General features: G+C 51.4%; 15 protein-coding genes and 1 pseudogene. 9 read left to right on the top strand and 7 right to left on the bottom strand.

Translation table 11 applies throughout. The features are described from left to right. Nucleotides 1–61 precede the first annotated feature (61 nt). Complete coding sequence (locus ACOTZF_RS23005) at nucleotides 62–601, bottom strand: GNAT family N-acetyltransferase (protein WP_129252978.1); 540 nt, start codon at nucleotides 599–601, stop codon at nucleotides 62–64. Nucleotides 602–749: 148 nt separating this feature from the next. Between ACOTZF_RS23005 and ACOTZF_RS23000 the strand changes: the two genes are divergently transcribed. After that, nucleotides 750–2,339, top strand: coding sequence for an STY4199 family HEPN domain-containing protein (locus ACOTZF_RS23000; RefSeq protein WP_013099200.1), 1,590 nt, complete (start codon nucleotides 750–752; stop codon nucleotides 2,337–2,339). Nucleotides 2,340–2,397: 58 nt separating this feature from the next. Here ACOTZF_RS23000 and ACOTZF_RS22995 read toward each other — a convergent pair whose 3' ends face one another. From ACOTZF_RS22995 to ACOTZF_RS22985, 3 genes are all read right to left on the bottom strand, one after another. Beyond that, nucleotides 2,398–4,047, bottom strand: coding sequence for an alpha,alpha-trehalase (locus ACOTZF_RS22995; RefSeq protein ID WP_013099199.1), 1,650 nt, complete (start codon nucleotides 4,045–4,047; stop codon nucleotides 2,398–2,400). Nucleotides 4,048–4,230: 183 nt separating this feature from the next. Then, the gene (gene gorA / locus ACOTZF_RS22990; RefSeq protein WP_129252982.1) at nucleotides 4,231–5,583 is read right to left on the bottom strand and encodes a glutathione-disulfide reductase; all 1,353 of its coding nucleotides are present in this window, start codon (nucleotides 5,581–5,583) and stop codon (nucleotides 4,231–4,233) included. Nucleotides 5,584–5,654: 71 nt separating this feature from the next. Continuing rightward, nucleotides 5,655–6,497, bottom strand: a complete 843-nt coding sequence (locus ACOTZF_RS22985) for a 23S rRNA (adenine(2030)-N(6))-methyltransferase RlmJ (RefSeq protein WP_029883697.1) — start codon at nucleotides 6,495–6,497, stop codon at nucleotides 5,655–5,657. 213 nt (nucleotides 6,498–6,710) lie between these two features. On the opposite strand from ACOTZF_RS22985, the gene prlC reads away from it, so the two are divergent. Next, nucleotides 6,711–8,753, top strand: a complete 2,043-nt coding sequence (prlC, locus tag ACOTZF_RS22980) for an oligopeptidase A (RefSeq protein ID WP_013099196.1) — start codon at nucleotides 6,711–6,713, stop codon at nucleotides 8,751–8,753. A gap of 7 nt (nucleotides 8,754–8,760) precedes the next feature. Continuing rightward, nucleotides 8,761–9,513, top strand: a complete 753-nt coding sequence (gene rsmJ, locus ACOTZF_RS22975) for a 16S rRNA (guanine(1516)-N(2))-methyltransferase RsmJ (protein WP_032644932.1) — start codon at nucleotides 8,761–8,763, stop codon at nucleotides 9,511–9,513. A gap of 91 nt (nucleotides 9,514–9,604) precedes the next feature. Here rsmJ and uspA read toward each other — a convergent pair whose 3' ends face one another. After that, complete coding sequence (uspA, locus tag ACOTZF_RS22970; RefSeq protein ID WP_003861223.1) at nucleotides 9,605–10,042, bottom strand: universal stress protein UspA; 438 nt, start codon at nucleotides 10,040–10,042, stop codon at nucleotides 9,605–9,607. A 282-nt stretch (nucleotides 10,043–10,324) separates the two neighbouring features. On the opposite strand from uspA, the gene uspB reads away from it, so the two are divergent. Further along, entirely contained in the window at nucleotides 10,325–10,660 is a 336-nt protein-coding gene (uspB, locus tag ACOTZF_RS22965; protein WP_003861224.1) for a universal stress protein UspB, read from the top strand. 54 nt (nucleotides 10,661–10,714) lie between these two features. Here uspB and pitA read toward each other — a convergent pair whose 3' ends face one another. After that, complete coding sequence (pitA, locus tag ACOTZF_RS22960; RefSeq protein ID WP_013099193.1) at nucleotides 10,715–12,214, bottom strand: inorganic phosphate transporter PitA; 1,500 nt, start codon at nucleotides 12,212–12,214, stop codon at nucleotides 10,715–10,717. 228 nt (nucleotides 12,215–12,442) lie between these two features. Here pitA and ACOTZF_RS22955 point away from each other — a divergent pair, with 228 nt between their 5' ends. The 5 genes and pseudogenes from ACOTZF_RS22955 to ACOTZF_RS22935 all read left to right on the top strand — a co-directional run. Next, the gene (locus tag ACOTZF_RS22955; protein WP_044159598.1) at nucleotides 12,443–13,645 is read left to right on the top strand and encodes an NAD(P)/FAD-dependent oxidoreductase; all 1,203 of its coding nucleotides are present in this window, start codon (nucleotides 12,443–12,445) and stop codon (nucleotides 13,643–13,645) included. A 142-nt stretch (nucleotides 13,646–13,787) separates the two neighbouring features. Next, entirely contained in the window at nucleotides 13,788–14,630 is an 843-nt protein-coding gene (locus ACOTZF_RS22950) for a TnsA endonuclease N-terminal domain-containing protein (protein ID WP_000090707.1), read from the top strand. After that, nucleotides 14,617–16,740 (top strand): transposase, encoded by a 2,124-nt coding sequence (locus ACOTZF_RS22945; protein ID WP_000351437.1) that lies wholly within the window; start codon nucleotides 14,617–14,619, stop codon nucleotides 16,738–16,740. Before ACOTZF_RS22950 ends, ACOTZF_RS22945 begins: the two co-directional genes overlap by 14 nt. After that, nucleotides 16,740–18,188 (top strand): ATP-binding protein, encoded by a 1,449-nt coding sequence (locus tag ACOTZF_RS22940; protein ID WP_001049180.1) that lies wholly within the window; start codon nucleotides 16,740–16,742, stop codon nucleotides 18,186–18,188. Before ACOTZF_RS22945 ends, ACOTZF_RS22940 begins: the two co-directional genes overlap by 1 nt. Before the next feature lie 40 nt (nucleotides 18,189–18,228). After that, nucleotides 18,229–19,503 (top strand): annotated as a pseudogene (locus ACOTZF_RS22935) (TniQ family protein); the annotation flags it as partial. 14 nt (nucleotides 19,504–19,517) lie between these two features. Here ACOTZF_RS22935 and ACOTZF_RS22930 read toward each other — a convergent pair. Beyond that, a partial coding sequence (locus ACOTZF_RS22930; protein ID WP_001401901.1) for an IS1 family transposase occupies nucleotides 19,518–19,596 on the bottom strand: 79 nt, incomplete at its 5' end.

Raw genomic sequence — 19,596 nt, 5'->3', positions numbered from 1 at the left:
TCTTTCAGACACTACTGTAGAGGAAATACGGCACGAGACATATCCGCCAAATGGCCGTTGCTCAGCTGATATTTTCCAGATAGTCGCGCTGTAATAAACCGAATAGCCAGTCATTATGCCAGCGGCCGCCAAGGTAATAACTCTCACGCAGCTCACCCTCCAGCCGGAAGCGGGCTTTTTCCAGCAGACGCCGGGAGGCGATATTCCCTGCCGTGACGGTGGCGGTGAGGCGGCGGATCCCCCCCTGGAGGAAGGCATAATCACAGAGTGCCTGCAGGGATTCAAAGCCGTAGCCTTTTCCCTGGGCCGCGGGGGCGAAAAGGAAACCGACTTCGGCGCAATCCGCTTCGTGGTGTTTGTAGCCGGTCACCCCCAGCGGAGTCTGGCTGGCGTTATCGCGAACCACGAGGCAGAGCCAGTGCATGCAGCCGGGCGCCCATGGCATCAGTCGGGAGTCGAAGGCCTCACGGATGTCCGCCACAGTGCGATCCTGCGCGACAAAGCGCATCACATCCGGGTCTTGCTGTAGCGCCAGAAAAAAGGGCCAGTCATCTTCCTGTAACGGCGAGCAGATAAGACGCGAGGTGGTTAGCTGAGGCATTCAGATTCTCCTGAAACAATATAAATGATTTTAGGACTGTCACTTTATTTCAACAGAAAGTCAGGTATGGTTAAGCGCGTATAAATAAAAAGAAAAACGGCCGTTCCGGGCCCCTTTTGGATGTCTTCGTGGTCTTTTAAGGAAAACAATGACGCTCAGCACATCACACCATAACCGCGAACAGTTTGAACACTGTCTGGCGGTCATTCGTCAGGCCTCTGTGGAAATATTGCTTCTCCTGAATGTACATGTTTCTGAGGGAAAAGATCCACGCTGGTTTCTGGAGCAGCTGGATAGCGCCCGTTTAGGCCTGGGCGGATGGGGGGCCGTGGCGAAGAAGCTCAACCTGAACGATGCCGAGATGTCAGAATTTACCCTGCAACTGCGCCTGTTGCAGCAGCGCGTACCGCAGTATGAAAGCGGGCAGGATGTCAGTGAAAATCAGCTTATTGCGGCAATGCGGTTTGTCACCGCGCTGGAACATCTACGTCTGCAACAGCCTCTTCTCACCTACAGTACCGAGCTGGCGCCGGGCAGCGATCTTGAACAGCAGCAGGCGCACAAGCAGGTGCGTGCAATTGAACTGATGATTAAAGGGCTTATCCAGCAGGCGTGGCCCGATCAGGTCCGTCTGAACAACCACCTGAAGACCCTGTTTAACGCTGACCGCGTGCGGCGCTGGCTGAAGCTTGGCGACATCAACGATGTGCTAAGCGGCATGATGTTCAGCGAGCTGGCCCAGATGCTGGTGGATAAAAAAGAGTACAGCCGCTACTACGCGTCGCTGTTCAGCGATCCGTCCATGCTGACGCTGCTGGTGGAGCCGCGCAAAACGCTGCAAACCTTCCTTGATGACATCCGCCAGATCCGCAACAACCTTACCGTTCAGAAAGCGTTAACCTCGGCGCAAATCCAGCTACTCGACAACTACTACACCCAAATCACCCGGCCCGTTCAGCGTGCGTTTGAAGAGGGGCGAACCCGCGTCAACCCGGCCGGGATAATGGCGGTGGATGCCAGCGAACTGCACGCTTTCTGGGAAAAAGCACAGAAAAGGGATCGGGTCACCGGCGGGGATCTATTTGAAGTACGTGACACCATCGAAAAACCGACCCAGCGCGCCCCGCGCACGCCAGAACAACGCGAGCAGCTCATCTCCGGCGTGTTATGGGGCGCAGTGGGCGTGATGGTCATTGCGATTGTTGTGGGAGGATTCTGGCTGGTGACCAGCAGCGCGCCAGCAGAGACCGCGGTGGCCGCCACCGAAACGCCTGCGCCGCAGGAGATGCGGGAAACGCCCTCCTCGCGGGAGACGCTGACGCGCATGGGCATCACCTGGGACGAGAATAATTTCCGCTCGGCCATCAACCGCAACGACACCCGCATCGCGCAGCTCTTTTTGCAGGGTGGAATGGACTGGAAGCTGTCATGGACCGAAGAGGCGATGTCATCCAACCATGACGACGTGCTGGAGCTGATGTTGCGCTACCGACAGCACATGGTGGAAGAGAAGCCGTGCCGCCGGTTTATCAATACGCTCACCCATGCCATGGCGAATGGCGAATCGCTGACATCCCTGCGTAAACAGTACCTGAAAGCGTTTTGTACCGTCCCGGCCGTGGTGAAACGCCAGCAGCACGATTTGGATATGGCGACGCGCCGCGCCGAGTCACAGCCGAATGCCAGCACAAAAAAATGGCAGGCTATTCAGTCTGCCATTTATGAGGTGATCCGCTGATCGTAACGCCCTCTCCCTGTGGGAGAGGGCGGGGTGAGGGCACCAGACCGCACCCCACTCAAGGCTCTCCATACAACCCAATCAACCGCCGTACCACGCCATTCGTCCAGCCAAAGCCATCCTGCAATGGATACTCACCGCCGCCCCCTTCGCGTGGGGTACTGCTGGCGATGTGATACTTCTCAATCAGCTTATGGTGAGTCTTATAAAAATGATTCACCGTATGCAGCCAGCTCCAGGCGATTTCATCGCCCAGCGAGTCGTTGCCGTACTGCTTGAAGCCCTGAATGGCCATCCACTGCAGCGGCGCCCAGCCATTGGGTTTATCCCACTGCTCGCCGGTTTCGTACTCGGTCGCCAGGATACCGCCCGGGGTGAGCAGACGTGATTTAACCGCATCAGACAAGCGTTCTGCCTGCTCATGGGTCGCCATTCCGACATACAGCGGCACAATGCTCGCCGCAGAGAACAGCGCCATATTTTCCCGACGCCAGTCGTAATCGCGGTAGCAGCCATTTTCTTCATCCCACAGGTAGCGGTTCACCGCTGCCCGGCGATCGCTGGCTTTCTGGCGGAACAGGTCAGCCGTCTCCTTATCTCCTTTCGACGCCGAGATATTGGCGATAGCGCTTTCCAGCTTGAACAGGAAGGCGTTCAGGTCGATAGGGATAAACTGCGTGGTGCGAATGCTGGCCAGTCGGCCCGGTTCGCGCAGCCAGCGGGAGGAGTAATCCCAGCCGGAGGCCGCCCCTGCACGCAGATCGCGATACACCTCATTGGGTGGTCGACCGGAATGGCGGGCCGTCTCCACGTCCTCAATCCACGATTCGTCGCGCGGGGTGTCACGGTCATCCCAGTAGCGGTTCAGCAATGAGCCATCCGGCATACGCACCGCGCTGCGATAGGCCTGATTCAGCAGCAGCGACTCCGCGCCGTCCATCCAGAAGGCGTGCTCCATTTTGAGGTGCTCAAGGTAGCGCTTCGCACCGCGCACCCCGTCCTCTTCAAACAGCTCCACCATCAGGGCAAAGACCGGCGGCTGGGAGCGGCTGAGGTAGTAGGTTCGGTTGCCGTTCGGGATATGACCGTAACGCTCGATCAGCCACGCGAAGTTATCCGCCATACACTTCAGCAGATCGTTACGGCCGCTCTCGGCCAGCCCCAGCATCGAGAAGTAGGAATCCCAGTAGTAGGTCTCACTGAATCGTCCGCCGGGGACGATATAGGCCTGCGGTAGGGCCAGCAGGGAAGACCAGGGGATATGGTCCTGCGGCTCGCGCGTCAGCACGGGCCACAGGCTGTCGATATGCTCTTTAAGCGATAGCCCCGGGTCGGACACATACTCTGTGCTATAGGTCTCGGGCAGCCAGAAGTGATTCTCCACGAACTGGCGCAGGTCGAAATCCCGGTGACGTCGCACCTTACGATAGCGGATCAAAATATCCAGCGGATCCATCTTCGGCGCGCAGTCGGGAAAGGTTTTGCTATCCGCAAACAGCCTTGTTGACTGCACATGTTCGAACAGCTCAAGGTAACGGTCAGCGGGGGTCAGGGCATCGGAGGCGGGTAGCCCCTCGATCATTTCTGGCTCCGGCTCCGCCTCAATCATCTCATCCAGTTTCAACTCGCAGGGATCGGTCTCGTAGCGCAGCTCTTCTGCGATCTCGAACGCGATGTTCTCGTTAGCCTGTAGTTTCTGGTTGAACATAATGATAAGGACCTCCGGTTAGGTGTTCTTGAAGACAGGTTTATCCGGGCGTCTTATAAGCGTAGACATTCGCTTCGGTAGATGGGGAGGAATATGTGCGGTAGATCACTCTTTTCGGAGCATTCGTTTTGCAACGATTTGTGAATGTAAAAAAGAATGCCCCTCAGTGGAGGGGCATCAGGACTAGCGCATGGTCACAAACTCTTCGGCCGCGGTCGGGTGGATCGCCACGGTATTATCGAAGTCTTTCTTCGTCGCGCCCATCTTCAGCGCCACCGCAAAGCCCTGCAGGATCTCGTCCATGCCAAAGCCAATGCCGTGGATACCGACAATCTTCTCTTCCGGACCCACGCAGACCAGCTTCATGCGGCACGGCTGACGGTGCGAGGTGACGGCGGTATACATTGCGGTAAACGCAGATTTATACACTTTCACCTGATCGTCGCCATACTGCTCGCGCGCCTGCGGCTCGGTTAAACCGACGGTGCCGATAGGCGGGTGGCTGAAGACCACGGTCGGGATGTTGCTGTAATCCAGGTGCTCATCCGGCTTGTTGTTGAACAGACGCTCGGAAAGGCGACGCCCCGCCGCAACGGCCACCGGGGTCAGTTCAACGGCACCGGTGTTATCGCCCACCGCGTAAATGCCTGGCACGCTGGTGTTCTGGAATTTATCGACGACGATATAGCCTTTTTCATCGGTTTTCACGCCGGTTACGGCCAGGTTGAAGTTGTCATTCGCCGGTTCACGGCCAATCGCCCAGATCAGGCAGTCGACGGTCTGGCTGCGACCATCTTCCAGCTCCAGGGTCAGGCTGCCGTCTGCATTTTTAATCACCGCTTTTGGCACGGCGTTGGTATGCAGGGTTGGACCTTCGGTGTTCATCACTTCTACTAAGGTGTCGACGATCAGCGGATCAAAGCTGCGCAGCGGCGCATGTTTACGCACGAACAGGTGCGCTTCAGCGCCCAGACCGTTAATCACACCGGCCAGCTCGACCGCGATATAACCCGCGCCCACCACCGCAACGCGCTCTGGCAGGGCTGGCAGTTCGAAGAAACCGTCGGAGTCGATGCCGTATTCGGCACCCGGGATGTTCGGGTGGCTCGGACGGCCGCCGGTAGCGATCAGGATATGATCGGCAGTGATCGTCTCCCCGTTCACTTCGATCGTTTTCGCGTCCACAAAGCGGGCGAAGCCGTGGATCACATCTACGTTGTTCTTACCCAGCACGTTATCGTACGAGGTGTGAATGCGGTCGATGTAGGCCGTACGGCTGGCGATCAGCTTCTCCCAGTCGAAGTGGTTGATGGTGGTGTCAAAGCCGTAGTCCGGGCCATACATATGGATGGCTTCACGGATTTGCGCCGCATGCCACATCACCTTTTTCGGTACACAACCCACGTTGACGCAGGTGCCGCCCAGCGCGTTGGCTTCAATCAGCGCACACTTCTGGCCATACATGGCCGCACGGTTGATGGAGGCGATGCCGCCGCTACCGCCGCCGATTGCGATGTAGTCATAATGCTTAGTCATAGCTTTTATCCTTAATCGTGAATTGCCGCGATTGTATACCTGAAATCAATAGTTTCCACCGATGGCTGCGATTACTCTGGCACGATCCAGCTGACGGTGGCGTGACCTGTCCCGGCAGGTACCAGCGTTTTATGCAGCCATGGCAGAACGTTGTTCATCTGCGCTTCGAGCTTCCATGGCGGGTTAATGACAATCATGCCGGAGGCGGTCATGCCGCGCTGGTCGCTGTCCGGACGGACGGCCAGCTCAATCTGCAGGATTTTGCGGATGCCGGTCGCTTCCAGGTCTTTGATCATGCGCTTGATCTGCGCGCGCAGAACCACCGGGTACCACAGGGCGTAGGTGCCGGTCGCAAAACGTTTGTAACCTTCGTTAATGCCGGTGACCACCGCCTGATAGTCGGTTTTGATTTCGTAGGGCGGGTCGATCAGCACCAGGCCGCGACGGGAGACCGGCGGCAGTTTGGCTTTCAGCTGCAGGTAGCCATCGGCTTTGTCCACGCGGGCGCGGCTGTCTTTCTGAAACTCAGAACGCAGCAGCGGGAAATCGCTTGGGTGCAGCTCGGTCAATTGCAGGCTGTCCTGCTCACGCAGCAGCTGACGGGCAATCAATGGCGAGCCCGGGTAGTAGCGCAGCTGGCCGTTGCGGTTGAAATGATTCACCACACCAATGTACGGTTCCAGTTCGGCAGGCAGATCGTCCTGCTGCCAGATACGGGCGATCCCTTCGAGATATTCACCGGTACGCTCGGCGTGTTCACCGCTCAGCTGATAGCGGCCCGCGCCTGCGTGGGTGTCCAGATAAAGAAACGGCTTCTCTTTCTCTTTGAGTGATTCGATGATCAGGCTCTGAACGGTGTGTTTGAGGACGTCGGCGTGGTTGCCTGCGTGAAAGCTGTGGCGATAACTGAGCATGGATGAATGTGTTCCGGGTAGTCAACGTAGGCCCGATAAGCGTAGCGCCATCGGGCAAAAATAGAGCGTATCGCCACAGTATACAGAAAAGTTTCCACGGCCGCGAAAGCGCAACGCCCGGCATTGAAATCCTCTACACTTAACCCCATTACTGAACCATATGCACAGCGCCGGATGCGCGCTTCATTCATCAAATTCAACAGGACAGCGTTTATGACCAATCCATTACTGACGCCTTTTTCGTTGCCACCGTTTTCTAAAATCCTCCCTGAGCATGTGGTTCCAGCCGTTACGCAAGCGCTGGACAACTGCCGCGCGGCGGTAGAAAGCGTGGTCGCGCAGGGCGGGCCGTACACCTGGGAAAATCTGTGTCAGCCGCTGGCCGAAGTGGATGACGTGCTGGGGCGTATCTTCTCCCCGGTAAGCCACCTCAACTCGGTAAAAAACAGCCCGGAGCTGCGTGAAGCCTACGAACAAACCCTGCCGCTGCTCTCCGAGTACAGCACCTGGGTCGGCCAGCACGAAGGGCTCTACAAGGCGTATCGCGATCTGCGCGACGGCGACCACTATGCCGAACTGAACACCGCACAGAAAAAATCCGTCGATAACGCCCTGCGTGATTTCGAGCTTTCCGGGATTGGCCTGCCAAAAGAGAAGCAGGTTCGCTACGGCGAAATCGCGGCGCGCCTGTCTGAGCTGGGTAACCAGTACAGCAACAACGTGCTCGACGCCACCATGGGCTGGACGAAGCTGATTACCGACGAAGCAGAGCTGGCGGGTATGCCGGAAAGCGCACTGGCGGCGGCAAAAGCCCAGGCCGAAGCGAAAGAGCAGGAAGGTTTCCTGTTAACGCTGGATATCCCAAGCTATCTGCCGGTGATGACCTACTGCGACAACCAGGCATTGCGTGAAGAGATGTACCGCGCCTACAGCACCCGCGCCTCCGATCAGGGGCCGAATGCCGGTAAGTGGGATAACAGCCCGGTGATGGCGGAAATCCTCGCCCTGCGTCACGAGCTGGCACAGCTGCTGGGCTTTGACAGCTACGCGGACAAATCCCTCGCCACCAAAATGGCCGAGAACCCGCAGCAGGTGCTCGATTTCCTGACCGATCTGGCGAAACGCGCCCGTCCTCAGGGTGAAAAAGAGCTGGCCCAGCTGCGTGCCTTCGCCAAAGCGGAGTTCGGCGTGGATGAGCTGCAGCCGTGGGACATCGCGTATTACAGCGAAAAACAGAAGCAGCACCTCTACAGCATCAGCGACGAGCAGCTGCGCCCGTACTTCCCGGAAAACAAAGCCGTTAACGGCCTGTTCGAAGTGGTGAAACGCATCTACGGCATTACCGCCAAAGAGCGTACTGATATCGACGTCTGGCATCCGGACGTGCGCTTCTTCGAATTGTATGACGAGAAAAACGAACTGCGCGGCAGCTTCTACCTCGATCTCTACGCGCGTGAGAACAAGCGTGGCGGGGCGTGGATGGATGACTGCGTCGGCCAGATGCGTAAAGCCGACGGTTCCCTGCAGAAGCCGGTCGCTTACCTGACCTGTAACTTCAACCGCCCGGTCAACGGCAAGCCGGCGCTGTTCACCCACGACGAAGTGATCACCCTGTTCCATGAGTTCGGTCACGGTCTGCACCATATGCTGACCCGCATTGAAACTGCAGGCGTGGCCGGTATCAGCGGTGTGCCGTGGGATGCGGTCGAGCTGCCGAGCCAGTTTATGGAAAACTGGTGCTGGGAGCCGGACGCGCTGGCGTTTATCTCCGGCCACTACGAGACCGGCGAACCGCTGCCGAAAGAACTGCTGGATAAAATGCTGGCAGCCAAGAACTACCAGGCGGCAATGTTTATTCTGCGCCAGCTGGAGTTCGGCCTGTTCGACTTCCGCCTGCACGCCGAGTTTAGCCCGGAGCAGGGGGCAAAAATCCTCGAAACCCTGGCTGAGATTAAAAAGCAGGTCGCGGTTATTCCAGGGCCAACCTGGGGTCGCTTCCCGCACGCGTTCAGCCACATCTTCGCGGGCGGCTATGCGGCAGGTTATTACAGCTACCTGTGGGCCGATGTCCTGGCGGCGGATGCTTTCTCTCGCTTTGAAGAAGAGGGGATTTTTAACCGTGAAACCGGTCAGTCGTTCCTCGATAACATCCTGACCCGCGGCGGCTCAGAAGAGCCGATGGAGCTGTTCAAACGCTTCCGTGGCCGCGAGCCGCAGCTGGATGCGATGCTTGAGCATTACGGGATCAAAGGCTGATTGCTACGTGAAGATCTGCTTAGTGGATGAAACAGGCGCCGGAGACGGCGCCTTATCTGTTCTGGCCGCCCGCTGGGGGCTGGAGCACGATGAAGAAAACCTGATGGCGCTGGTGATGACGCCAGAGCATCTCGAATTACGTAAACGCGACGAACCGAAACTCGGCGGGATTTTTGTTGATTTTGTCGGGGGCGCGATGGCGCACCGGCGCAAGTTTGGCGGCGGCCGCGGTGAGGCTGTTGCAAAAGCCGTCGGCATCAAAGGGAGCTATCTTCCGGACGTGGTGGATGCCACGGCGGGGCTGGGGCGCGATGCGTTTGTGCTGGCGTCTGTCGGCTGCCGCGTGCGGATGCTGGAGCGCAACCCGGTGGTGGCCGCGTTGCTGGATGACGGCCTGACCCGTGGTTACGCGGACCCGGAAATCGGCCCGTGGTTGCAGGAACGTTTACAGCTGATCCACGCCTCCAGCCTGACGGCGTTGACCGATATCACCCCGCGCCCGCAGGTGGTCTATCTCGATCCGATGTTCCCGCATAAGCAGAAAAGCGCGCTGGTGAAAAAAGAGATGCGGGTGTTTCAGTCGCTGGTGGGGCCGGATCTGGATGCGGACGGCCTGCTTGAGCCTGCCCGTCAGCTTGCAACGAAGCGGGTGGTGGTGAAACGCCCGGACTACGCGCCGCCGCTGGCGGACGTTGCGACGACCAACGCGGTGACCACCAAAGGGCACCGGTTTGATATTTATTCGGGTACGCCGGAATAAAAAAGCCGGGTGGCGGCTTCGCCTTACCCGGCCTACGTTCAGTGCCATTTGTAGGCCCGGTAAGCGTTAGCGCCACCGGGCTTTTTTGCACTTACTCGTCTTCTTCGTCACGCAGCGGAACAATCAGCATATCCACGTGAACGGTATTGATCAGCTGACGCGCTGAGGACATCAGCTTGCTCCAGAAGTCCTGGTGATGACCGCAAACCACCAGGTCCATATCGTATTTCTTAATCGCATCGACCAGCACCTGGCCCAGATCGCCGCTACCGCTTAAGGTTTCAGTGATCGGGTAACCCGCGTTGGTGGACAGCTCGCTCAGGGCGTGGTGTGTCTCTTCGGAGATGCGTTTTTGCATATCGCCGAGATTCACGTCGATCAGACCGGTGTAAAGGTCGGAGTAATTCACATCGACGTGAATCAGCGAAACTTTCGCGTTGTAAGGGCGTGCCATGGATACTGCTTTATCAACCAGCACTTTGCTCTCCGGGGAGAGGTCTACCGCGATGAGAATGTGTTTGTAAGCCATAGTGTTACTCCTTCCTTAAGTTATCGATGACTAAACAGAAAGCCGTCGTCTGATGCTTTCATTACGGCCCAGTTAAACATATTTTTCAAGCTTTGGTGTTGATAACGATTAACCTTGTGGCAAAAAAATTAACGGATCTCCTACACTATTTAATGAACCGTTCGGATATTAAAACGCGAACCGGATCGACTTTTGGTCATTCTTTCACTGAACTGTCTGTCAGGGCATTGGGGTGCGGTAGCTCAGAAGCCTTGCTTCGTGGGCGGACGCCGGGGAGGATGTATGATTAGCACCGTCGCATTGTTTTGGGCGTTATGCGTAGTTTGCATAGTGAATATGGCGCGCTACTTCTCATCGTTACGTGCGCTGTTAGTGGTACTTCGTGGTTGCGATCCGTTGCTTTATCAGTATGTGGACGGTGGAGGGTTCTTCACCTCGCATGGACAGCCCAGCAAACAGATGCGCCTGGTCGGGTATATCTACTACCAGCGCTACCGGGATCATCACGATGAAGAGTTTATCCGCCGCTGCGAGCGCCTGCGTCGCCAGTTCATTTTGACCAGCGCCCTGTGTGGCCTGGTCGTCGTCAGTATGATTGCCTTAATGATTTGGCACTGAGCATAAAAAAAGCGGGTCAGTTTCCTGACCCGCTTTTTTGTCGCCTTCAGCCGATTAAATCAGCTTCAGCGCAATCCAGTACAACCCACCCGAGAGCAGGATAGACGCCGGAAGCGTAAACACCCAGGCCATCAGAATGTTGGTCACGGTTTTGCGTTGCAGACCGCCGCCATCAACAATCATGGTACCTGCCACGGACGAAGAGAGTACGTGGGTGGTGGAGACCGGCATACCGGTGTAGCTCGCCAGACCGATAGAGACCGCCGCCGTCATCTGCGCGGACATGCCCTGCGCATAGGTCATGCCTTTCTTACCGATCTTCTCGCCGATGGTGGTTGCCACACGACGCCAGCCAATCATCGTACCGATACCCAGCGCCAGCGCGACAGCCATGATGATCCAGATTGGCGCGTACTCAATGGTGTTGAGCATATCGCTTTTCAGTTTCTTCAGCAGACGCTTGTCGTCAGCATTCACGTCTGGCAGCTTCGCGACTTTGTCGGTCACGTCAGAGATGCAGAGCATAATGCGACGCAGCTGACCACGTTGCTCAACGGCCAGTTTGTCGTAGCTTTCGATATCGCCCAGCATGCCTTTTGCACGTTCCAGCGCGTTAATCGCGTTTGCCGGGTGGCAGTGGAACTCGCCCGGGGCGGTGGTCGCACCCGCTTCAGGAGACGGGATCAGCTGGTCAACGCCGGTCGCTTTTTTCAGCAGTTCAGGGTGCTGCTGGAAATAGGTTTCAACGTTATTGACCGCATCACGGGTACGGGTGATTTCATAACCGGAGGCATTCATGTTAACCACGAAGCCCGCCGGTGCAACGCCAATCAGAACCAGCATCACCAGACCGATGCCTTTCTGCCCGTCGTTCGCGCCGTGAGAGAAGGCCACGCCGATGGCGGAAATGATCAGGGCGATACGCGTCCAGAATGGTGGCTTTTTCTTGCCGTCTTTCTTCTCACGCTCTGCTGGCGTCAGGTGGATACGCGCACGTTTTTTCGTGTTGCTCCAGTAGCGACGCAGGATGAAAATCAATCCACCCGCAACCACCAGACCGACGATAGGGGAGATGATCAGAGAACCGAAAATACCCAGTACTTTAGGCAGGTTAAGCGCATCAACAACCGAGGTGCCGGTCATCAGGGCGTTGGTTAACCCGATACCGATAATGGCACCGATGAGGGTGTGAGAACTGGATGCAGGCAGGCCGAAATACCAGGTACCGAGGTTCCAGATAATTGCAGCAAGCAGCATTGAGAACACCATAGCGAGGCCATGGCCAGAACTTACGTTAAGCAGCAGATCCGTTGGCAGCATATGCACAATGGCATACGCAACGCTCAGTCCGCCCAGAAGGACACCAAAAAAGTTAAATACCGCCGCCATAACGACCGCCAGTTGCGATCGCATTGCGCGAGTGTAGATAACCGTTGCTACTGCGTTTGCAGTGTCGTGGAAGCCGTTGATCGCTTCGTAAAACAGTACAAAAACCAGAGCAAGCAATAATAAAAGCCCGGTATGTAAATCCAGGCCGGCAAACAAATGTAGCATAGGACGTTACGCCATTTTGAGGACATGAACGCGGCGCATTATCCAGGACAAATGCGCGGCGGGCAAAGTGAAATATAGACTTTTTTTGACATACCACCTGATTTGGGAAAAGTGTCTGAAAGGATATTCTTTAAATTTCAATGAAATGGCTTTGTAATATCTTTTTACGCTGGTGTGACCACAGAGGAAACTTTACAATCCGCGGCAGTGAACAAAGAGGGTTTTGACGTGGAAAGGTTTGATGCCGTGGTAATTGGCGCCGGTGCGGCGGGTATGTTTTGTGCGGCGATGGCCGGACAGGCAGGTCGTCGCGTGCTGCTGCTGGATAACGGTAAAAAGCCTGGGCGCAAGATCCTGATGTCTGGCGGCGGGCGCTGCAACTTTACGAACCTGTATGTCGAACCTGCGGCCTATCTGAGCCAGAACCGCCATTTTTGTAAATCTGCGCTGGCGCGTTATACCCAGTGGGATTTTATCGATCTTGTGGGTAAGCACGGTATCGCGTGGCATGAGAAGACGTTGGGGCAGCTGTTCTGTGACGACTCCGCGCAGCAGATTGTCGATATGCTGGTGGCCGAGTGCGAGAAGGGCGGCGTGGTAATGCGCCTGCGTACGGAGGTGCTGGACGTATCCCGCGACGAGCAGGGCTATACGCTGCAGCTCAACGGCGAAAGCGTCAGCGCCGATAACCTGGTCATTGCCAGCGGCGGTCTGTCGATGCCGGGACTGGGCGCCTCGCCGTTCGGCTACAAAATTGCCGAGCAGTTTGGCCTGAAGGTGCTGCCAACGCGTGCGGGACTGGTTCCTTTTACTCTGCACAAACCGCTTCTGGAACAGCTTCAGACGTTGTCTGGCGTTTCTGTTCCTTCCGTTATTACCGCCGAAGACGGAACGGTGTTCCGCGAAAACCTCCTCTTTACCCACCGCGGCCTCTCCGGCCCGGCGGTGCTGCAAATCTCCAGCTACTGGCAGCCGGGCGAGTTCGTCACGGTTAACCTGCTGCCGGAGTGCGATCTGGATGCGTTCCTCAATGAACAGCGTGCGGCGCACCCGAATCAGAGCCTGAAAAATACCCTCGCGATGCAGTTGCCGAAGCGTCTGGTGGAGTGTTTGCAGGGGTTAGGGCAGATCCCGGATGTTTCCCTTAAGCAGCTTAACAGCCGCGAGCAGGAGACGCTGGTAGAGACCCTGACAAACTGGCGCGTGCAGCCCAACGGCACCGAAGGCTACCGCACGGCGGAGGTCACGCTGGGCGGTGTCGACACGAATGAGCTCTCCTCGCGCACGATGGAAGCGCGCAACGTGCCGGGCCTCTACTTCATCGGTGAAGTGATGGATGTGACCGGCTGGCTCGGCGGGTATAACTTCCAGTGGGCGTGGGCCAGTGCCTGGGCGTGTGCGCAGGCGCTGGCCGATGTCCGAGGACAATAAAGTTGTACACAAAGCACTAAAGTTGTAACCATTCTCAAAAAACGACGCTAATGTTGTATACTTACTGAATGTGTGGTTATAGGGTTGGAGACTATAAAATGCACATATAGGTACGTATCAATGTCGTTTTTAGGGTACGATCATGGCTAGGGGTAGGCGTCTCAAATCCTATTTGGATTATGAAAATGCGCTAGGTGACGGCATAGGAGTGGGCTATGGCCAAAGTTATCAGCCCTGGCTTAGAGCTCAGGACGTTAAATCCCGTGGAAACCGTTCGATAGTCTTTGGCCTTAAGACGTTTCGAAACCATCATCTCCTTTCTTCTGTCGAAAGTAACTTTTTCTATCTGGCTGAGTTTAATGACTCGGTGATTGATATCCGGGAACAATTCCCACTCTTTCCTCTCCGGCTTACCCAACAAATAGCAAATCATCTACATTTTCAACATCCTATGGTGAGGGGAGTAAGAGGAGTACCTGTCGAAGTTCTGAATGTTATGACAACCGATTTTTTACTGACCTTGAGAACTCCTGAAGGCGGACTTCGATACAAAGCTATAGCAGTAAAACATAACGAGAGCATACCTGAACGCGAAGCCCAAAAACTTGAAATAGAGAGGATGTTTTGGCAGTTGATTGATGTTGAGTTTCAAATTTATGTTGGCTCGGAACTCAATAACGTCGTCGGTAAAAACATTTGCTGGGCTACTTCTGTATTAAGAGATGGTTCTGAATTTTATGATAAATATCCTCTTGATAAAATCCTATGGAAGCTTAAACCAGATGTTTATCCCATAGTAGGACTACGTGCAATGATTTCATCAATCTTTGGGGTAGATGCACAAGAAGCGATGATGTTATTGCAGGCAATGATTGGATTAAAAATGATAAATGTTGATTTATCATATCCAATACTCGAAACCGGTCTGATAAAGATAATTTCCAATGACCACTATATAGGACTGAACGCAAATGGATATTATTAGGAATTCAGTCTGGCTCTCTCAAGGCACTGATTTGCTTGCAGAGGGACTTTACCGTGTTTTGGATTTTGACAGAAAGGTCGATTTGTTAATTTTGTTTAAAATAAAATCAGAAAGAACGGGTAAGCCAATCCCTTTCTCATTTTCAATGTTTAAATATTATATTGAATCAAATAGCATAACTTGTAAAGATTATATATATCCTTCATATATGTTAGTAGATGAGAAAGAATTAACAGATAAAGACAGAGGAAGGCGAGATGAAAATTACAATATCATTAAAGATCTTGTAGATGACAGAATGTTTCTGTTCGACTATGCATTACATAAAAAGTCGCACCTTTTAATGGATTACTCAAGAAATAAAAAAATATCACAATATACTATCAGAACGCTTCTGGCGTTGTATTGGCGACATGGGCAGGATATTTATGCATTGCTACCCGCATTCTCGAACTGTGGCGCCGCTGGGAAAAGTAGAATCAAACATGAAATTAAACTTGGGAATTCCAAAAAAAACAGAGCATTACCTAATGAACGATCACGTGTTTTCATTCTTAATGAAAGAGATATAAATAATATTAGAAAATCTCTCATTACGTATCATTATAAAGTTAACGGAGATACGATAAAGAAAACATTAGAGAGACATATTGATTTGTATTTTAGGGATGAAATTAAAACAGCAAACCTAGAAAATAGAGCTCCATATGTTCCTTCTTTAAAACAATTTTCATACTGGAATAAAAAACTCTTCACTAAAGATTTCTCGATAAATAAGAAGAACACGAAAAAAGAAATAGACCTCAAAATGCGGGCGCTTTTAGGTAGTGTGGCTAATACAACTGTTTTGCCGGGTGATGTTTTCGAAATAGACTCAACTGTCGCTGATGTACATCTTATTTCGAGTTTAAACAGACGAAAAGTCATTGGGCGTCCTACTATTTATACAGTGGTGGATCGTGCAACAAGAATGATTGTTGGCCTTCATGTTTCTTTATACCATGCTTCATGGCGAGCCGCCCGACAAGCGTTAGCAAATTGCTTTATGCCAAAAAAAGAATATTGTAGATTATTTGGAATCTCTATTACTGATGATGATTGGCCTTGTTCTCACATTCCATTAACATTGATGTGTGACAACGGGGAGATGATTGGTCTTAAACCTCAGGAAGAGATGACCCCCCTGACAAAACTTGAGTTTGCGCCAGTCGGTAGAGGCGACAGAAAAAGCATTGTTGAACGCTGTTTCGGCATTCTGAATGATGAGGTTATTCATAGGCTTATTGGAACAACACGAAGGGGAAAGATTGTTAAAGGAGAGCCAACACCGCAATCCAGGGCTTGTTTAACGATTCAGGAGGTCACGTCTTTACTGATTCGGGAGATACTTGCACATAATCAGAGAACGTATGAGGAACTGGCTTATATCAATCCCTTACTGATTGAAAATGATCTCGTAATATCACCAAAAAATAGTTGGATGATAAGCTTAAAGCACGGGAGATTCAGCGCAAGAGCCGTTGGGGCCGACGAAGTGATCGCACGATTGTTAATCCCTGTGAACGCTAACATTACCGCCGGTGGGATTCAGTACAATAATCTTTTTTATGAATGTGATCCTGAAATTGCATCAGGTGTCAGAGTATTTGGAAGAACCACTTGTGAAGCAAGAATAGATGACAATTGCGTAGATTATATATATGTAAGATTTGACAAAAATAGCATTTTCAAAAAACATTACCTACTTAAGAAAAGAGATGTATTTAAAGGGAAAGCTCATCTTGATACAGATGTAATGGCTGATTGGGTAGATACTCAAAAAGAAATTAATTTATTTACTCTGGATTCGCTCAGCAATATCAATAATAAAGATGAATTTAACAGGAAAGGTAACGAAAGATTAAATGAAATATACGAATCTCGCCGGGTACATGGTAAAGATATTAAAAAGAACAGGAAAAATGAACTTGATTCATTAGGGCGAACTCATGTTGCTAATGGAAGATCTGAACCCCTACTTCCTTCATCCAGTAATGTTCTGCTTTTGCCTGGCCGGGAGGAGAAACAAAGATGGTTAAAAGGTAAGAAGAAGACTGAGGACGCAGAATAATGAATCTTATACGGCGCGTTTCAGCGATATATAAAGAACAGGAGTTACCTGAGTATCGTGGCAATCCCTTAATTGAAGCACTTCCTGAAGCGCTTACGGAAGATGAAGTACTTCTGGAAATGAGTTATTTCCCCGAAATTGACGAAAAAATCCGCTGGACTGCCCCGGCGAATGTTAGAGAGCAGTATGTCGAACGTATAAAGAAATTCCGTTGCCCTCAAACCAATCTTATCCAGGCTTATAAGATGATCTTACGGGCACTTAGGGAAAGCTATGCAGCTCGTAATCCTTTAAAAAGCGGAACAATTCAATATCTTCATTACTATGGAAATGAGCGTCCTGATATTGAGCCAGAAAGTGGATATTTTAAATCCCAGGCTGAAACTATTACGATAGTTGGAATGAGTGGTTCTGGAAAAACTACCATGATTGAGCAAGTCATGGATCATTTCCCTCAGATTATAGAACACAGCAGCTATAAAGGAGTTTTTCCCGGCTTCAGTAAGCAAATTGTATGGGTAAAGATTAATTGTCCATACAATTCAAGTGTGAGAGACCTTTGTGAAGAGATTTTACAAAAATTAGATGATGCAATTGGTATTGAACGAACTACACCTGAGATTAGAAATGGTGCTCTGGCTCGCCAGATTGCACAAAGAATTAAATCATCATTTTTGGGTATCCTTGTTATTGATGAAATGCAGAGGCTTAAATTTTCAAGAACCGGGGGTGAGAGTAAGTTGATTGATTTTTTACATGAAATTGTAGATTCCATGGGGGTATCTATGGTTTTTTGTGGAAATCATCCTTTTGACGAGACGCTGACAAAGAAAATGAGAATTGCCAGGCGGGCAGAGTCTGGTGGTTACATGAAAATTAAGAATGTTAGATACGATTCACAAGACTGGCAATCGTTTATTCATTATTTATGGCCATTACAATGGACAAATGTTGAAACTCCATTAAATGATGAGTTAAACGAAAAATTATTCATTTTATCTAAAGGCAATATTGGATTGGCTCAGATGATTTATCGGGGGGCACAATTAAAGGTTATCGGTAGCGGCAATGAAATCATCACTGGCGCAGTCTTGTCGGCCTCTGTACCGGTACTCGTGAGTCATACGGAGGAATATAAGGATACTCCACTCCCGGGGGCCGCGACTGAAGATGAGGAAGCTAAATGGCTCTCTGCATCTAATGAGGGTGATGCTTCGGCTAAAATCATGGCAGAGAAGTCCCTAAAGTCTTTGATCCCTGGGGATATAGACAGGCCACAGCACAAGGAATTCGTAGGAAAAATAGACGAGGTTTTGCGCAATTTCGACGAGAAAATACTGTCTCTTGACCACGATCTTGTTATCAACAGAACAGCTGAAAAGAAAAATACCTACGATGCTCTTCAGCGTTGCGGGCTTATAAATATAGATCCACTTAATAAATTGTAATGAGGTAACAGTTCGTAACGGTCAAAGAGAGGTGTGGGAAATGAGAATGTTGCCTGTTTTGCCTGATGAATCCTTGTTCAGCCGGTTTTGTCGGACAACTACCGTGTACGGTATGTCCCCATCTTCTCTGTTAACGATCATTTTCAACAAACCTGATATGAACGTCCATCCAATTCTCAATTCAGGATTAAAGGCTATTTCTCTTCATACATCCGAAAGTGCAGATCAGCTCTGGCATGAACAGACTTTACTCCCTCTTTTTGCCTGGGCACTACCAATCAGTCGTAATGAAATTATGGATTTCAACACGACCCCTGCCAGGCTTAATCGATTGTGCCGCCTTAGTAATTTTTCACTAGGGCAGCGCACACTATTGAAGTTTTGCCCGGTTTGCGCTCGTGAAGATACTTTTCATTATGGTGTTACTTATTGGCATCTGGCGCATCAGCTTCATGGGGTTACAACCTGCCATCGGCATCCGGTAGCGCTTGAAAGCATCCATGTCCCTTCTTCACCGCACATACGTATTGGACTGATGCCTCCTGTTTCGTATACAGAACAACTTAGCAATGAGATAGACTTCGATTTTGCTAAGTTTTGTTATGAGTCCCTAAATATAATCAGAAGAAAAGATATTACACACCCCAATTACATGGATGTACTTAAAAAGTTGAATTTATTATCATTGGATGGAAATTTAAAGAAAAATGTATTCTACGCACATGTTTATGCTAAGTGCCAGTTATTTGGGGAGGGTTCATCGGGACTTATACCAACATCCCTAACTGATTATCATTACTGGGAGCCTATACTCAAAGACAAATGTTGTCAGCATCCCACAAAGCATCTTTTGCTTTGTTATTGTTTGTTAAATACTTGCTGGCCAACGTATGCAGGAAGTCGTACTAATAAAAAGAAAGAAATCTTTAAAAGTCATAAGAAATACAGTTTTCATATAGTTGAAAATAATACTAGTGTTAGCAACCTTGGGAAGGAATTTAGTCGCAGCAGATGTTACATTAAAACACTTATTTATAAAAAATACCTGAGGGCGTTTAAGCGAAACACAAAAATTAATATATTCACTGAATTGCTTATCAAGTCTATGGCTGTAAGGGGGTTTAGTCTGGCATCCATAGCTGAGAAAAACTCATTATCGGAAGGAGCTGTATCCTCTGTAATTTCATCTTGTTACGGTTTATGCTCATGGCGTAAAAAATGTAAAAAAGATTCTTTAAGACGGCGTCATAAGCAGAAAATATTAAGATTTATACATAATCAATCCGTTTCTATAACACGAAAGTTAGTCAAAGAGGTAATGACTCCAACTTATTGATAGTGTTTTATGTTCAGATAATGCCCGATGACTTTGTCATGCAGCTCCACCGATTTTGAGAACGACAGCGAC

This window comes from Enterobacter cloacae complex sp. SHL021 (genome assembly GCF_049237765.1).
GTDB lineage: Bacteria > Pseudomonadota > Gammaproteobacteria > Enterobacterales > Enterobacteriaceae > Enterobacter > Enterobacter cloacae.
This window is presented reverse-complemented; position numbering and strand designations above follow the sequence as displayed.

Coding starts and splice junctions, on each gene's coding strand:
- ACOTZF_RS23005 (WP_129252978.1), bottom strand. CDS start 601: ATGCCTCAGCTAACCACCTCGCGTCTTATCTGCTCGCCGTTACAGGAA.
- ACOTZF_RS23000 (WP_013099200.1), top strand. CDS start 750: ATGACGCTCAGCACATCACACCATAACCGCGAACAGTTTGAACACTGT.
- ACOTZF_RS22995 (WP_013099199.1), bottom strand. CDS start 4,047: ATGTTCAACCAGAAACTACAGGCTAACGAGAACATCGCGTTCGAGATC.
- gorA (WP_129252982.1), bottom strand. CDS start 5,583: ATGACTAAGCATTATGACTACATCGCAATCGGCGGCGGTAGCGGCGGC.
- ACOTZF_RS22985 (WP_029883697.1), bottom strand. CDS start 6,497: ATGCTCAGTTATCGCCACAGCTTTCACGCAGGCAACCACGCCGACGTC.
- prlC (WP_013099196.1), top strand. CDS start 6,711: ATGACCAATCCATTACTGACGCCTTTTTCGTTGCCACCGTTTTCTAAA.
- uspA (WP_003861223.1), bottom strand. CDS start 10,042: ATGGCTTACAAACACATTCTCATCGCGGTAGACCTCTCCCCGGAGAGC.
- uspB (WP_003861224.1), top strand. CDS start 10,325: ATGATTAGCACCGTCGCATTGTTTTGGGCGTTATGCGTAGTTTGCATA.
- pitA (WP_013099193.1), bottom strand. CDS start 12,214: ATGCTACATTTGTTTGCCGGCCTGGATTTACATACCGGGCTTTTATTA.
- ACOTZF_RS22950 (WP_000090707.1), top strand. CDS start 13,788: ATGGCTAGGGGTAGGCGTCTCAAATCCTATTTGGATTATGAAAATGCG.
- ACOTZF_RS22945 (WP_000351437.1), top strand. CDS start 14,617: ATGGATATTATTAGGAATTCAGTCTGGCTCTCTCAAGGCACTGATTTG.
- ACOTZF_RS22940 (WP_001049180.1), top strand. CDS start 16,740: ATGAATCTTATACGGCGCGTTTCAGCGATATATAAAGAACAGGAGTTA.